Genomic DNA, 14,597 nt, shown 5'->3' on the forward strand with positions numbered 1-14,597 from the left:
ACCGCCCCATGCATCCCGCACCACGACCACGCACGTCCCGCCTCACGATCGGGTTCACGCTCACGCTCGGGCTCGGCCTGGGGGCCACCGGCCTCGCGCTCGCCGGCCCGGCGCTCGCCGCCGACCCCACCCCGACGGCCGTGGTCGGCGGGGACGCCGGGCCCGGCTGCCCCTACTCGGCGTGGTACCCCGACGTCACCTACACGCCGGGGCAGACCGCCGCCTACCGCAACATCATCTACACGGCGCGCACGACCACCCGCGGCGAGGTGCCCGGGACGGGGTCGTCCTGGAGCGCCACGCAGAGCTGCCCGGACCGGCTCGACCCCACGCCGACGAGCACGACGCCCGTGCCCACCACCACGGTTCCCACCACCACGGTGCCGACCACCACCGTGCCCGCGACGGCGCCGTGGTCCGCCACGACCGTGTACCGGGGCGGCGAGCGGGTGACGTACGGCGGCGCGGCATACCGCGCGCGCTGGTGGACGCTCGGCGAGAAGCCGGGTGTCGACCCGTTCGGCCCGTGGGTCCCGGAGCCTGTCTTCGCCGCGTCCTGACGACCCTGCCCAGCCGTCCGTCCGGCGCGGACGGCGCGAGCGGGGCGGAGGTGCTGCGTCGCGCGGTCGGCCGGGAGGACGTCCTCCCGGCCGACCCCGTCGTCAGGACAGCCGCTGCTCCACCGCGGCGAGCAGCACGCAGGTCGCGAGGCCGTCGATCGCCACGCGGATCTCGTCGACCGGCGGGAACGTCGGCGCGATGCGGATGTTGCGGTCGCGCGGGTCGTGCCCGTAGGGGAACGACGCCCCGGCGGGCGTGAGCGCGATCCCCGCCTCCCTCGCCAGCTCGACCACGCGACGCGCGGTCCCGTCGACGACGTCGAGGCTCACGAAGTACCCGCCGCGCGGCGTGTTCCACGTGGCCGTGCCCGTGCCGCCCAGGCGGGCGTCGAGCGTGTCGAGCACGGCCCCGAACTTCGGCTCGAGGATCTCGCGGTGCCGGTGCATGTGCGCCCGCACCCCGTCGGCGTCCCGCAGGAACCGCACGTGCCGCAGGTGGTTCACCTTGTCGGGACCGATGGACCCGAACGCGAGGTGCCGCAGGTACCACGCGACCGTGCTCGGCGACCCCGCGAGGAACGCCACGCCGGCGCCCGCGAACGTCACCTTGGACGTCGACGCGAAGACCACGAAGCGGTCCGGGTGCCCCGACGCCGCAGCCAGGCCGAGCACGTCGACGGCCTTCGACTCGTCGTCGGTGAGGTGGTGCACCGCGTAGGCGTTGTCCCACAGGACGGTGAAGTCCGGTGCGGCCGCCGGCATCGCGGCGAGCCGCGCCGCGACCTCCGCGGACGTCGTCTCGCCGCCCGGGTTCGAGTACGTCGGCACGAGCCACAGGCCCTTGATCGTCGGGTCGTCGGCGACGAGCCGCGCGATCGCCTCGACGTCGGGACCGTCGGGCGTCTGGTCGACCGTGACCATCTCGATACCGAGGTGCTCGAGCATCGCGAAGTGCCGGTCGTACCCGGGCACCGGGCAGATCCAGCGGACCTTCTCTTCCCGACCCCACGGCTGCGGTGAGCCGTCGCGCCCGAACAGGAAGGCGTACGCGAGCACGTCGAACATCACGGTGAGGCTCGAGGTGCCGCTCGCGAGGAGCTGCTCGACCGGGATGCCGAGCAGGTCGGCGTAGATCGCCCGCAGCTCGGGCAGGCCCGCGAGCCCACCGTAGTTGCGGGTGTCGGTGCCGTCCGCCGCGCGGAAGTCGTCCTCGCCGGGCAGCCCCAGCAGGGGCTGTGCCAGGTCGAGCTGTTCCGGCGACGGCTTGCCGCGCGTGATGTCGAGACGCAGCCCGCGCGCCTGGAGGGCGGCGTACTCGTCGAGCAGCGTGGCGTGGAGGGTGGTCAGGGCGGCGGCGTCGAGGTCGGCGACGACGGGCCTGCCGGTGTTCTCGCTCATGCGCTCATCCTGCCCGACCGACGGTGCGCTCCGCGGCGGCCACCACGTTGGCGAGCAGCATCGCCCGGGTCATCGGTCCGACCCCGCCGGGGTTCGGCGAGAGCCAGCCGGCGACCTCGGCCACGCCGGGGTCGACGTCGCCCGCGAGCTTCGCCCGGCCCGTCGCCGTGGTCCCGACCCGCGTGACGCCCACGTCGAGGACGGCCGCGCCCGGCTTGACCCACTCGGGCTTGACCAGGTGAGGCACACCCACGGCGGCCACGACGACGTCGGCCCGGCGCACCTCGGCCGCGAGGTCCGTGGTGCGCGAGTGCGTGAGCGTGACGGTCGCGTCCACGCCCTTGCGGGTCAGCAGCAGCCCGAGCGGGCGACCGACGGTGAGCCCGCGCCCGATCACGACGACGTGCTTGCCCGACACCGACACGTCGTTGCGGCGCAGCAGCTCCAGGCACCCGGCGGGCGTGCACGGCAGCGGCGTGGAGATCTCGCCGTCGACCCCGAGCACGAGCTCGCCGAGGTTCGCCGGGTGCAGGCCGTCGACGTCCTTGGCGGGGTCGACCGCGACGAGCGCGGCGTGCTCGTCCATGCCCCGCGGGAGCGGCAGCTGGACGATGTAGCCCGTCACGGCGGGGTCGGCGTTGAGGCGCGCGATGGTCTCGTGGACCTCGGCCTCGGTCGCGTCCGCGGGCAGGTCGGCGCGGATCGACTCGACGCCGATCTCCGCGGAGTCGCGGTGCTTGCCGCCGACGTAGCTCACCGAGCCCGGGTCCTCGCCGACGAGCAGCGTGCCGAGGCCGGGCACGACGCCGCGCTCGCGCAGCGCCGTGACCCGCTCGCGCAGCTCGGCCTTGATCGCGGCCGCGGCCGCGAGGCCGTCCAGCACCTGAGCGGTCACTGCTGCAGGCCCGGGTAGAGCGGGAAGGCCTCGGTGAGCGTGTCGACGCGGGCGCGCAGCGCCTCGGCGTCCGTGCCGGTGCCCTCGCGCAGCGCGGTCGCGATGATCTCGGCGACCTCGGTGAACTCGGCGTCGCCGAAGCCGCGCGTGGCGAGCGCCGGCGTGCCGATGCGCAGGCCGGACGTGACGCGCGGGGGGCGCGGGTCGAACGGCACGGCGTTGCGGTTCACCGTGATGCCGACGGTGTGCAGGAGGTCCTCGGCCTGCTGGCCGTCGAGGTCGGAGTGGCGCAGGTCGACGAGCACGAGGTGGACGTCGGTGCCGCCGGTGAGCACGGAGACGCCGGCAGCCGAGACGTCGGGCTGGGCCAGGCGGTCCGCGATGATCTGCGCACCGCGCAGCGTGCGCTCCTGACGGTCCCGGAAGCCCTCGGATGCGGCGACCTTGAACGACACCGCCTTCGCGGCGATGACGTGCATGAGCGGGCCGCCCTGCTGGCCGGGGAAGACCGCGGAGTCGATCTTCTTGGCGTACTCCTCCTTGGAGAGGATGAAGCCCGACCGCGGGCCGCCGATCGTCTTGTGCACGGTGGACGACACGACGTCGGCGTACGGGACGGGCGACGGGTGCAGGCCCGCGGCGACGAGACCGGCGAAGTGGGCCATGTCGACCCAGAGCTTCGCGCCGACCTCGTCGGCGATCGAGCGGAACGCCGCGAAGTCGAGGTGGCGCGGGTACGCGGACCAGCCGCCGATGATGACGTCGGGGCGCTCGGCGAGCGCCTTCTCGCGCACCTGGTCCATGTCGATCCGGTACGTCTCGGCGTCGACGCCGTACGCGGCGACGTCGTAGAGCCGGCCCGAGAAGTTGATCTTCATGCCGTGCGTGAGGTGGCCGCCGTGCGCGAGCTCGAGGCCGAGGATCTTGTCGCCCTTGTTGATGAGCGCGTGCAGGACGGCCGCGTTGGCCGTGGCGCCCGAGTGCGGCTGGACGTTCGCGTGCTCGGCGCCGAACAGCGACTTGGCGCGGGCGATCGCGAGGTTCTCGGCGATGTCGACCTGCTCGCAGCCGCCGTAGTAGCGGCGTCCGGGGTAGCCCTCGGCGTACTTGTTCGTGAGGACGGAGCCCTGGGCCTCGAGGACGGCACGCGGGACGAAGTTCTCGGACGCGATCATCTCGAGCGTGCCGCGCTGGCGGGCGAGCTCGCCGTCGAGGACGGCCTGGATCTCGGGGTCGAGCTCGGACAGGGGCAGGTTGAGGGCGTCGCTGGGGTTCGGGGACTGGGCGCTCATCGTTCTCCTCGGGGCGGCGTCGATCGGTGACATCGTGCTGGAACGTGTCCCGAGAGGCCCGTGGGTTCGCGGGTGCGGGCACGCACCTCTCAGGTGGTGACCGGGGCCCAGGCGAACGACCCGAAGTCCTGAACTGCTGTGTCGCTCCCCGGTGGTCATCCACCTTGCGCCAGTCGCGACGCGATTATGCTAACGCACCGTGGCGCCCCGCCCGAGTGGCTTCTCGCTCCTGCACCCCACGGACGCGGCGACGACCGCTAGAGTTAAAGATGTGAACGCAAAGCGGGCGACGCCGGGGTCGCAGACATCGCTTCGTGAATCCAACCGTGCGCGCATCATCGAAGCCGTCAAGCACCACGGAGGACTCGCGCAGGTCGAGCTCGCCGGCTCCACGGGCCTCTCGCCGGCGACCGTCTCCAACATCGTCAAGGAGCTCGTCGCCGCAGGCATCCTCCAGACGACACCCAGCACCCGCAGCGGACGGCGCTCGCAGTACGTCACCCTCGCCCGGAACGTCGGGCTCGTCGCCGGCGTCCACTTCGGTGCGCGCCACCTGCGCGTGGCCGTCGCCGACGCGACCGGGCAGGTGCTGGCCGACCAGCGCATGCCGCTCGGCACCGACCACCGCGCCGACGCCGGGCTCGACCGCGTCGCGCTGCTGCTCGCCGACATGGTCGAGTCGCTCGACGCCACGCTGCCCGAGCTGCTCGCCGTCGGGCTCGGCGTCCCTGCTCCGTTCGACACGTCGACGGGGCACGTCTCGTCCTCGTCGATGCTCCGCGGATGGGGCGGCGTCGAGATCGCACGCGTGACCTCCAAACGCCTCGGCGCGCCCGTCTTCGTCGACAACGACGCCAACCTGGGCGCGCTCGCCGAGCTGCGACAGGGCGCCGCCAAGGACGTCGCGCAGGCCGCCTACGTCTCGGTCTCGCACCGGATCGGATCAGGGCTCATCATCAACGGCGAGGTGTACCGCGGGTCCATCGGGACCGCGGGCGAGCTCGGTCACGTGACCATCGACGAGGACGGACCGATCTGCCGCTGCGGCAACCGCGGCTGCCTCGAGACGTTCGCAGGCGCGCAGCACCTGCTCGAGCTCCTCCGGGTGAGCCACGGCGCCCTGACGCTGCGCGACGTCATCCGGCTCGCGCTCGAGGGCGACGCCGGCTGCCGACGGGTGGTCGCGGACGCAGGGCGGGCCGTCGGGATCGCGCTCGCGAACCTGTGCAACCTGCTCAACCCGTCGCGCGTCGTCGTCGGCGGGGAGCTCGCGCGGGCGGGTGACATCCTCCTCGACCCGATCCGCGAGACGGTGGGGCGCTCCGCGCTGCCGGCGGCGTCCGGGGCGCTCGAGATCGTGCCTGCCGAGCTCCAGGGCGAGGCCGAGATCCTCGGTGCGATCGCGCTCGCGATCGAGCACGCGACCGTCAACGTCATGGCGAACGTCCCCTCCTGACCCGGACCGGCGCGCCCCGGCCCGCCCGGCGCACGGAGTGTCCGCAGGACACCAGGGCTCCCCTGCGAGACACTCGAACTGCTCCACTGACAGGTCCGTAACCAAACCGTTGCGTTCAAGACTTGACGACAAGGTGCGCTGACGAGTTGACTCGTACCGACCGCCAACGCAGGCGGACACCTACTCGGAGGTGCCTCAATGAAGAAGTCCACCACCAGGGCTGTCTCGATGGCCGCCATGCTCGCGCTCGGAATGGGCGCCCTCGCGGCCTGCAGCTCGGACAACAACGACTCGTCCGGCGGCTCGACCGACGGCGGCAGCAAGGGCGGCAAGGTCGCCCTGCTTCTCCCGGAGTCGAAGACCGCGCGCTACGAGGCCCTGGACAAGCCGCTGTTCACGGCCAAGCTCAAGGAGCTCTCGCCTGACACGGAGACGCTCTACTACAACGCCGACCAGGACAAGGACAAGCAGCTGCAGCAGGCGGAGACCGCGCTCACGCAGGGTGCCGACGTCCTCGTGCTCGACCCGGTCGACGGCGCCGCTGCGGCGAGCATCGTCAACGAGGCCAACCAGAAGAACGTCCCGGTCATCTCGTACGACCGCCTCATCACGGGTGGCAAGCTGGCGTACTACGTCACCTTCGACAACGAGCAGGTCGGCGTGGAGCAGGGCAAGGCCCTCGTCGCGGCCCTCCAGAAGTCCGACCCGGACAAGAAGGGCGGCATCATCATGATCAACGGGTCGCCCACCGACAACAACGCGACCCTGTTCAAGAAGGGCGCGCACTCCGTCCTGGACTCGAGCGGGTACAAGATCCTCGCCGAGTACGACACCCCCGACTGGAGCCCTGACAAGGCCCAGGCCTTCATGGAGAGCCAGGTCACCAAGTTCTCCGGCAAGTTCACGGGCGTGTACGCCGCCAACGACGGCACCGCCGGCGGCGCCGTCGCCGCCATGCAGGCCGCCAACGTCTCGCCGTGGCCCGCCGTGACCGGCCAGGACGCCGAGCTCCCCGGCATCCAGCGCATCGTCGCCGGCCAGCAGTACATGACGATCTACAAGTCGGTGAAGCAGGAGGCCGAGAACGCCGCCCAGGCCGCGGTCGACCTGCTCAACGACAAGCAGCCGACCGGAACGTCCCCCGACACGGACGGCGTCATCACGTCGCTCCTCCCGGTCCAGACGGTCACGGTCGACAACATCAAGGACACCGTCGTCAAGGACGGCGTCTACACGGTCGACCAGATCTGCACGGCCGACTACGCCGCCGCCTGCACCAAGGCCGGCCTGAAGTAACACCCCCGGCCGGGCGGCCGACCTCCCCACCGGGAGGACGGCCGCCCGGCTCCGCCGCGCGCCCCCCGCCGCGGCGCTACGACGCACCCCACCCCGGAAGGAGCTCCGGTGACTCAGACGACCGCCGCACCGGCCCCCAGCGCCTCGAAGCAGAACCTCGTGCTCTCGCTGCGCGGCATCACCAAGCGGTTCGGCGCCGTGCAGGCGCTGACCGACGTCGACCTGGACGTCCACGAGGGCGAGGTCGTGGCCCTCGTCGGCGACAACGGCGCCGGAAAGTCCACTCTCGTCAAGGTCATGGCCGGAGTCCACCCTCAGGACGAGGGCACGATCACGTTCGACGGCAAGCCGGCCCGCATCGGCACGCCCGCCGAGTCCCGCGACCTCGGCATCGCGACCGTGTTCCAGGACCTGGCGCTGTGCGACAACCTCGACGTCGTCGCGAACCTGTTCCTCGGTCACGAGAAGACCAGCGCGGGCACCCTCGACGAGGTCGCGATGGAGAAGCGCTCCTGGGACCTCCTGCGACAGCTCTCCGCCAAGATCCCGTCCGTGCGCATCCCGATCGCGTCGCTGTCCGGCGGTCAGCGCCAGACCGTCGCGATCGCCCGGTCGCTGCTCGGTGACCCGAAGGTCGTCATCCTCGACGAGCCGACCGCAGCGCTCGGCGTCGCGCAGACCGCAGAGGTGCTCAACCTCGTGGAACGCCTGCGCGACCGCGGGCACGGCGTGATCCTCATCAGCCACAACATGGCCGACGTGCAGGCCGTCGCAGACCGTGTCGTCGTGCTCCGCCTGGGGCGCAACAACGGGGACTTCGCCGTCGCCGACACCTCGTACGAGGACATCATCGCCGCGATCACCGGCGCCACGGACAACGCCGTGACGAAGCGTGCCACCGCGCGCGCCAGCCAGCCCGAGGCGTCCGCCCTGCCCGGGCACGTCTCCGTCGCGAAGACCGACGCCCCCGAGGGAGAGACCCGATGAGCACCACCACCCCCCAGAAGGAGAACATCGGGGCCGTGGCCGCCGACCTGCAGGACGAGCGTCTGCTCCAGTCCCAGGGGTTCGGAGGCCGCGTCAAGGCCGAGCTGGGACGTCTCCGCGGAGGTGACCTCGGCTCCCTGCCCGTCGTCGTCGGCCTCATCGTGATCTGGATCGTCTTCCAGTCGCTCAACTCGAACTTCCTGTCGCCCGGCAACCTGGTCAACCTGCTGCTCCAGTCCGCGGCGGTCGGGACCATCTCGGTCGGCATCGTGCTCGTGCTGCTGCTCGGCGAGATCGACCTGTCCGTCGGGTCCGTGAGCGGCGTGTCCGCGGCGATGCTCGCCGTCGGTTTCGTCAACCACGGCTGGCCCATCGCCGTCGCCATCGTGGCCGCCATCGCCGCCGGTGCGGTCATCGGCCTGTTCTACGGCCTGCTCTACACCCGGTTCGGCGTCCCGAGCTTCGTCATCACGCTCGCCGGCCTCCTCGGGTTCCTCGGCCTCCAGCTCTGGATCCTCGGCGCCGACGGCTCGATCAACATCCCGTTCGACTCGTGGTTCGTGCGGTTCTGCCAGCAGATGTTCCTCACGCCCGTCGCGTCGTACATCATCGCGGCCGCAGCGACCGTCGTGTACGTCCTCGCGTCGCTCGCACGGCGCAACCAGCGGGCGAAGGCCGGCCTGTCGGCACAGTCGTTCGTCGAGATCGGCGTCCGCGCTGGGCTCGCGCTCGTCGTCGCCTGCGTCGCGATCGCCTACCTCAACAGCGGTGAGGGCCGCACGCAGGGCCGTGGCATCGGCTACATGGTCGTGCTGTTCGTCGCGATCGTCGTGCTCATGAACCTCGTGCTGCGCCGCACCCGCTGGGGCCGCTCGGTGTTCGCCGTCGGTGGCAACGTCGAGGCCGCGCGTCGTGCCGGCATCAAGGTGAACCGCGTCTTCATCAGCGTGTTCGTGCTCTGCTCGTCGCTCGCCGCCGTCGGCGGCCTGCTCGCCGCGGGCCGCATCGCCAACGCCAACCAGTCGAGCGGCACCGGCGACACCAACCTCAACGCGATCGCAGCCGCCGTCATCGGTGGCACGAGCCTCTTCGGCGGCCGCGGCTCGGCCTACTCGGCCCTGCTCGGCATCCTCGTGATCCAGTCCATCTCGAGCGGCCTCAACCTGCTCAACCTGGACTCGTCCGTCCGCTACATGATCACGGGCGCGGTGCTGCTGCTCGCCGTGATCATCGACTCGGTCTCGCGCCGGTCGCGCAAGTCCGCGGGTCGCGGCTGACCCGCCAGCAGCTCCGCACGACGGCGAAGGCCGGCCACCCCGCGAGGGTGGCCGGCCTTCGCCGTGTGCGCCGGGCGCCCGGTGGTCGCTGCGTGCGAGCGGCCGGCGAGCAGCGGGCCAGAGTCAGTCGTCCGTCGTGTCGGCGGACGCCGCGCGCGCCTGCGCCTCGCCGAGGATGCGACGCAGGTAGGTGTACGTGAGGTCGCCGGCCGACTTGTCGAACTGCTCCTCGTAGCCCTGCTGCTGGTACATCGCGAGGTTCTGCCGCGAGTCCTTGCCGGTGAACACCCAGATCTCGGTCGTCTGCTCCGGCAGGTAGGGCAGCACCGCCCACATCAGCTGGGTGCCGATGCCGTGGCCCTGCTGGTCGGGCGCCACGGCCAGCCGACCGAGCGTCGCCTTCTGGCCGTCGATCTCGACGCGCACCGAGCCGACGAGGCGGTGCCCGTCCCACGCGCCGATGGTCACCACGTCCTCGCGGGCCAGGTCGGCGCGGAGCTCGTGCAGCGTCTGCGTCAGCGGCGGGATGTGGGGGTCACCGTACTGCTGGGCCTCGGTGACGAACGCCGCGCGCCGCAGCGTGAGCAGCTCCCCCGCGGTCTCGTCGCCCACACGGTCGATCCGGGTCTGCGTCTCGCTCATACCCCCATCGTGGCAGAGGCGGCCGGGCTCGCGCTGCCCGGCGCGCTGCCCGACCCGCCGCCGGCCGTGCGACCGGTCGCGCGCCGGGCCAACCGGCCTCCGTGGACGACGCGGGCCGCGCGTCCGCCCGTCCCCCTAGACTCCGCGCCATGCAGGGGCTCTACCGACTCAAGCCGTGGTTCACCGGGAGGCTCGACGCCGGGGTGCGCCTCGCCGTCGCGCGCGGCACCTCCCCCGACGTCTTCACGGCGCTCGGTGTCGTCTCCGCCGCGCTCGCCGGGGTGGCGCTCGCCCTCGGCTGGTGGCCGCTCGCCCTCGTCCTGCTCGTCGGGCGTCTCGCGGGCGCCAACCTCGACGGTGCCGTCGCGCGTGCCCGCGGGGTGTCCCGCCCCTGGGGCTTCGTGCTCAACGAGCTCGGCGACCGGTCGGGCGACCTGCTCGCGTTCGCGGGGCTCGCCGTCCTCGCGGCGCGCGTCGGCGACGACGCCGACCTGGTGTGGGTGCTCGTCGCGTGCGTCGCCGCGACCCTCCCGACGTTCGTGTCGCTCGCCGCGGCGGGGGCCGGCGCCCTGCGGCAGAACGGCGGCCCGCTCGGCAAGACCGAACGCTGCCTCCTGCTCGTCGTGGCGTGCGCGCTCCCCGGTCTGCTGCCCGTGTGGTGCGGCGTGCTCGTCGCCGGGTCGCTGCTGACAGCCGCGCTGCGCGCCCGCCGCGCGCACGAGGCCCTGCGTCCGTCTGCCGACGCGACCGCGGCGGACGTCGCGTGAGGCGCGCCGTCGACCCGCTCGGTGCGCTCGGCCTCGACCGCGACGCCTTCTCCCTGCGCTTCGACGTCGGGTCGCTGCACGTCGACCTCGAAGGACGCGCCGTCTTCTTCCTGCTCGTCTCGGTCGTCGTCCTCGCCGTCGCCGCCGTGCCCGTGCTCGTCAGCGGACGGCCCGAGCTGCGCGCCCGCTGGACCACGTGGGCGTTCGTGCTGCCTGTGCTCGGGATCCCGCTGTGGCTCGGGTCGTGGTCCACGGCGCTCTTCGCGGCCGCCGTCGCCGTGGTGTGCGTCCTCGAGTTCGCGCGGCTCGCCGACCTGCCGCGGCCCGACGTCGTCGTTCTGCTCGTGCTCGCCGTCGCCTACCCGCTCGCGGCGTGGCTCGAGCCGCGCGCCCTCGCCCTCGTGCCCGTCCTCGCGCTCGCGTGCGCCGCGCCCTCGCTCGCCGCCGGGGACGTCGAGCACGGGCTCCGGCGCTCCGCGTCGACCGCGTTCGGCTCGATCTGGATCTGCTGGTCGCTCGCCAACCTCGTGCTGCTCGGCAACCAGGCGTTCCTCGTGTGCTTCGCCGCCGCCGCGACCGACGTCGCCGCCTGGTGCGGCGGCAACGGGCTGCGCCGCCTGCGGTGGGCGCGCCGGCCGCTGTCGCCGCTCAGCCCGAGCAAGACCGTGGGCGGCCTCGTGGGCGCCGCCGTCGGCGCCGCGCTCGTGCTTCTGCTGCTGGGGGGCTTCACCGCCGGCCTCCTCGTCGCCGTCGTCGTCGGGGCGGTCGGAGGGGATCTCGTGGAGTCGATGGTCAAGCGTCAGGCGGGCGTCAAGGACGCCGGGAGCTGGCTGCCCGGGTTCGGCGGACTGCTCGACCGGGTGGACTCGCTCCTGCTCGTCCTGCCCCTCGCAGTGGTGCTCTCGTGACCGGCCGCCGACGCGTCGGGCTCCCGGCCGGCACCTCACTGCCCGCCCTGCTGCGGCACCGCCTGTGGCGCGGCGCGTTCCAGGCCGCGGGCGGGTTCCGCGTCGTCGGCCGCGCGCCCGTCGAGGCGATGGTCCTCGTCGCCAACCACTCGTCGCACGCCGACACCCCCGCCGTGCTCGCCGCGTTCCCCGCGCCGTACCGGCCCGTCGCCGCGGCCGCGGGCGACTACTGGTTCGCCGACCCGCTGCGGTCCTGGCTCGCCCGCACCTTCGTCGGAGCCGTGCCGCTCGACCGCTCCGGCGGCGGCGGGTACGCCGCCCTCTCGGAGGAGGCCGCGCACGTGCTCGGCCACGGCCGCTCCCTCCTGCTGTACTCCGAGGGCACCCGCAGCGTCGACGGCGACCTGGGCGACTTCCGCTCCGGCGCCATGCACCTCGCCCGCGAGTACGACGTGCCGCTGCTGCCCGTCGCCATCGTCGGCACCCACGACCTCCTGCCCAAGGGCGGACGCCTCGCCCCCGCGCCCGTCGAGGTGCGCCTCGGCACGCCCGTCGCCCCCGAGGAGTGGGACGAGCGCGGCATGGACGTCGTGCGCGACCAGATCCGCGAGCTCCTCGCCCGCGGCCCGGCGCGGCCCACGACGTCCGCGCTGTGGCGGCGCACCCACCGGTTCATGGCGGGCCGCGCCGGGCTGGCGGGCGCGTTCGGGTGGGGCTTCGCCGAAGCCGTCTCCTGGCCCGTCACCAACGAGATGTTCCTCGCGATCTTCGCCGCCGCGCACCCACGACGGGTCCCCGCGACCGTCGCGGCCCTCACCGCCGGGTCCGTCGCGGGCGTCCTCGTGACCACCACGCTCACCGCCCGGGGCGCGCGTCCCCCCGCGCCGCTCACCACGCCGTCCATGCGCGCCACCGCGCGCGAGCACATGGCCGTCGGCGCGCGCGGCATCTGGCGGCAGGCGCTCAACGGCGTCCCCGTGAAGCTCTACGCCCAGGCCGCCGCCGACGAAGGCGTGCCCCGCGTGCCGCTCGCGCTCCACGCGATCGGCGCCCGCGGGGCTCGGGCCGTCGTCGTCGGCGCCGCCGTCGGGGTCGCCGCCACGAGGGCCCGACCGTTCCTCAAGCGCTTCTTCGGACCGTACGAGGTCGCGCTCGCCGGCGCGTACGTCGCCGGGTTTGCCGTCGTCGCCCGGCGCTGGCGCCGGGACTGACGCAGACCGGCACCGCCCACCAGCCCCCGGCGACTACCCTGGGCGGGTGCCCGAGCAGCCCGTCACCGCCACCAGCCCTGAGCACCCGACGCACTGGGTCCTCACGCTGTCCTGCCCCGACCGCCCCGGCATCGTGCACGCGGTGACCGGGGTCCTCGCCGCGCACGACGGGAACATCACCGAGTCTCAGCAGTTCGGCAGCCCCACGTCCGGGCGCTTCTTCCTGCGCGTGCAGGTCGCGTCCGGCGCAGACCGCGCCGAGCTCGAGAGCGCGCTCGCACCCGTCGCCGAGCAGTTCGACATGACGTGGTCGCTCGACGTCGTCGGCCGCGCCGTGCCGACGGTCATCATGGTGTCGACCGCCGCGCACTGCCTCAACGACCTGCTGTTCCGGCAGCGCTCCGGCGCGCTGCCGATCGACGTCGTCGCCGTCGTCGGCAACCACGAGGCGCTGCGCCCCCTCGCAGAGTTCTACGGCGTGCCGTTCCACCACGTGCCCGTGACCACGGCGACCAAGGCCGACGCCGAGGCCCGCCTGCTCGGCATCGTCGAGGAGAGCGGCGCCGAGCTCGTCGTCCTCGCCCGGTACATGCAGATCCTGTCCGACGAGCTGTGCACCGCCCTGTCCGGACGTGTCATCAACATCCACCACTCGTTCCTGCCGAGCTTCAAGGGCGCCCGCCCCTACCACCAGGCGCACGACCGCGGCGTCAAGCTCATCGGCGCGACCTCGCACTACGTGACCGGTGACCTCGACGAAGGGCCGATCATCGAGCAGGAGGTCGAGCGCGTCGACCACACCCGGCACCCGTCCGACCTCGTCGGCATCGGCCAGGACGTCGAGGCCCGCACCCTCGCCCGCGCCGTGCGCTGGCACGCCGAGCACCGCGTGCTGCTCGACGGGAAGCGCACGGTCGTCTTCCGCTGACGCGATTCACCCGCCCGGTGTGACGGGCAACGACCGCTTCGCCCGCATCCGTTCCGCCGCGGGTCGGCCTACGATCTCCCGTCGGCTCCGGCCGACGCCCCGGACCCGATCGTCACCGCCTCGTCACCGCCCAGGAGCCACCGTGCGCCGTCCCGCCTCCCTCGCTCTCGCGACCGCCCTCCTCGCGTCCGTCGCCGTCGTCCCCGCGCTCGTCGCCGGGCCGGCCCAGGCGAGCACCGCGCACCGCTGCACCGTCACGCTCAGCACGACGAAGCCGAAGCAGTACTCCTCGACGACCGTCCGCGTCTCGCACGTCGGCGCCCGCGCCAAGGTCACCGTCCAGGCGAAGTACAAGACCACCACGAACACGAAGCACGCGACCGCGACGTCGACGGGCCGCGCGACCGTCACCTACAGCATCTCCGGCGCCACCGTCGGTCGGAAGGTGCCCGTCAGCGTCACCGCGACGAGCGGGCGGAGCACCTGGACCTGCTCGACGTCCTTCACGCCGCAGCACCGCTGACCGCCCGCGCGGCGCCCTCAGCGCCTCGGCACCGGCGGCGTCACCGGTCGTGTCAGGGCTGCGCGACCCCCGCGGCGTCGAGCTCGTCCTGGCTGCGCAGCACGCAGAACTCGTTGCCCTCCGGGTCCGCGAGCGTGAACCAGCCCGCCCCGCCGTCGACCCGCCGGTCCGCGACGACCATCGCGCCGAGCGCCAGCAACCGTTCGACCTCCGCCTCACGTCCGACGTCCCGGGGCCTCAGGTCGAGGTGCAGGCGGTTCTTCACCACCTTGTCGTCCGGGACCTCGATGAAGAGCAAGCGGTGACCTGTCTCCGGGTCGCGGATCATGCACTCCTCGTGCCCGGGCAGGTTCGGGTCGCCGTCGAGGTCGACGTACCCCAGCACCCGCTTCCAGAACTCCGACAGCGCGTACGCGTCGTGGGCGTCGATGGTCGTGTGCGCGACGAGGCTGCTCAT

15 protein-coding genes and 1 riboswitch are annotated in these 14,597 nt (G+C 73.0%); of the genes, 10 read left to right on the forward strand and 5 right to left on the reverse strand.

Going from position 1 to position 14,597, the window contains the following annotated elements; translation table 11 throughout:
• Positions 1–8: 8 nt before the first annotated feature.
• Complete coding sequence (locus CLV34_RS03085) at positions 9–560, forward strand: carbohydrate-binding protein (protein ID WP_100348739.1); 552 nt, start codon at positions 9–11, stop codon at positions 558–560.
• Positions 561–662: 102 nt separating this feature from the next.
• Here the strand turns inward: CLV34_RS03085 and CLV34_RS03090 are convergent, their stop codons facing one another.
• The 3 genes from CLV34_RS03090 to glyA are packed head-to-tail and all read right to left on the reverse strand — an operon-like array spanning position 663 to position 4,145.
• The gene (locus CLV34_RS03090; protein ID WP_100348740.1) at positions 663–1,958 is read right to left on the reverse strand and encodes an aspartate aminotransferase type Ic; all 1,296 of its coding nucleotides are present in this window, start codon (positions 1,956–1,958) and stop codon (positions 663–665) included.
• Positions 1,959–1,962: 4 nt separating this feature from the next.
• On the reverse strand, positions 1,963–2,853 hold the full coding sequence (locus CLV34_RS03095) for a bifunctional methylenetetrahydrofolate dehydrogenase/methenyltetrahydrofolate cyclohydrolase (RefSeq protein WP_100348741.1): 891 nt from the start codon (positions 2,851–2,853) through the stop codon (positions 1,963–1,965).
• Positions 2,850–4,145, reverse strand: a complete 1,296-nt coding sequence (gene glyA, locus CLV34_RS03100) for a serine hydroxymethyltransferase (protein ID WP_100348742.1) — start codon at positions 4,143–4,145, stop codon at positions 2,850–2,852. The genes CLV34_RS03095 and glyA overlap by 4 nt, the downstream gene beginning before the upstream one ends.
• A gap of 98 nt (positions 4,146–4,243) precedes the next feature.
• Positions 4,244–4,332: riboswitch (ZMP/ZTP riboswitch) on the reverse strand.
• Between the two features lie 12 nt (positions 4,333–4,344).
• On the opposite strand from glyA, the gene CLV34_RS03105 reads away from it, so the two are divergent.
• The 4 genes from CLV34_RS03105 to CLV34_RS03120 all read left to right on the forward strand — a co-directional run bounded on the left by CLV34_RS03105 (position 4,345) and on the right by CLV34_RS03120 (position 9,161).
• Positions 4,345–5,601, forward strand: a complete 1,257-nt coding sequence (locus tag CLV34_RS03105; protein WP_342747193.1) for an ROK family transcriptional regulator — start codon at positions 4,345–4,347, stop codon at positions 5,599–5,601.
• A 198-nt stretch (positions 5,602–5,799) separates the two neighbouring features.
• Positions 5,800–6,897, forward strand: a complete 1,098-nt coding sequence (locus CLV34_RS03110; RefSeq protein ID WP_100348744.1) for a sugar ABC transporter substrate-binding protein — start codon at positions 5,800–5,802, stop codon at positions 6,895–6,897.
• Positions 6,898–7,005: 108 nt separating this feature from the next.
• Positions 7,006–7,884 (forward strand): ATP-binding cassette domain-containing protein, encoded by an 879-nt coding sequence (locus tag CLV34_RS03115; RefSeq protein ID WP_245858941.1) that lies wholly within the window; start codon positions 7,006–7,008, stop codon positions 7,882–7,884.
• Entirely contained in the window at positions 7,881–9,161 is a 1,281-nt protein-coding gene (locus CLV34_RS03120; protein ID WP_100348745.1) for a sugar ABC transporter permease, read from the forward strand. The genes CLV34_RS03115 and CLV34_RS03120 overlap by 4 nt, the downstream gene beginning before the upstream one ends.
• Before the next feature lie 123 nt (positions 9,162–9,284).
• On the opposite strand, the gene CLV34_RS03125 is transcribed toward CLV34_RS03120, so the two are convergent.
• Complete coding sequence (locus CLV34_RS03125) at positions 9,285–9,803, reverse strand: GNAT family N-acetyltransferase (RefSeq protein WP_100348746.1); 519 nt, start codon at positions 9,801–9,803, stop codon at positions 9,285–9,287.
• 149 nt (positions 9,804–9,952) lie between these two features.
• On the opposite strand from CLV34_RS03125, the gene CLV34_RS03130 reads away from it, so the two are divergent.
• From CLV34_RS03130 to CLV34_RS03150, 5 genes are all read left to right on the forward strand, one after another.
• Positions 9,953–10,570 carry a CDP-alcohol phosphatidyltransferase family protein gene (locus CLV34_RS03130; RefSeq protein WP_100348747.1) on the forward strand — a complete coding sequence of 206 codons (618 nt, stop codon included), beginning with the start codon at positions 9,953–9,955 and terminating at the stop codon, positions 10,568–10,570.
• On the forward strand, positions 10,567–11,478 hold the full coding sequence (locus CLV34_RS03135) for a phosphatidate cytidylyltransferase (protein WP_100348748.1): 912 nt from the start codon (positions 10,567–10,569) through the stop codon (positions 11,476–11,478). The genes CLV34_RS03130 and CLV34_RS03135 overlap by 4 nt, the downstream gene beginning before the upstream one ends.
• The gene (locus CLV34_RS03140; RefSeq protein ID WP_245858942.1) at positions 11,475–12,689 is read left to right on the forward strand and encodes a lysophospholipid acyltransferase family protein; all 1,215 of its coding nucleotides are present in this window, start codon (positions 11,475–11,477) and stop codon (positions 12,687–12,689) included. Before CLV34_RS03135 ends, CLV34_RS03140 begins: the two co-directional genes overlap by 4 nt.
• A gap of 46 nt (positions 12,690–12,735) precedes the next feature.
• Positions 12,736–13,617 (forward strand): formyltetrahydrofolate deformylase, encoded by an 882-nt coding sequence (purU, locus tag CLV34_RS03145; RefSeq protein ID WP_100348749.1) that lies wholly within the window; start codon positions 12,736–12,738, stop codon positions 13,615–13,617.
• A 142-nt stretch (positions 13,618–13,759) separates the two neighbouring features.
• Positions 13,760–14,140 (forward strand): hypothetical protein, encoded by a 381-nt coding sequence (locus tag CLV34_RS03150; RefSeq protein ID WP_100348750.1) that lies wholly within the window; start codon positions 13,760–13,762, stop codon positions 14,138–14,140.
• A 52-nt stretch (positions 14,141–14,192) separates the two neighbouring features.
• Here CLV34_RS03150 and CLV34_RS03155 read toward each other — a convergent pair whose 3' ends face one another.
• A complete protein-coding gene (locus CLV34_RS03155; protein ID WP_100348751.1) occupies positions 14,193–14,597 on the reverse strand; it encodes a VOC family protein in 405 nt (134 codons plus the stop codon).

Source organism: Luteimicrobium subarcticum, from assembly GCF_002798015.1.
GTDB classification, from domain to species: domain Bacteria; phylum Actinomycetota; class Actinomycetes; order Actinomycetales; family Cellulomonadaceae; genus Luteimicrobium; species Luteimicrobium subarcticum.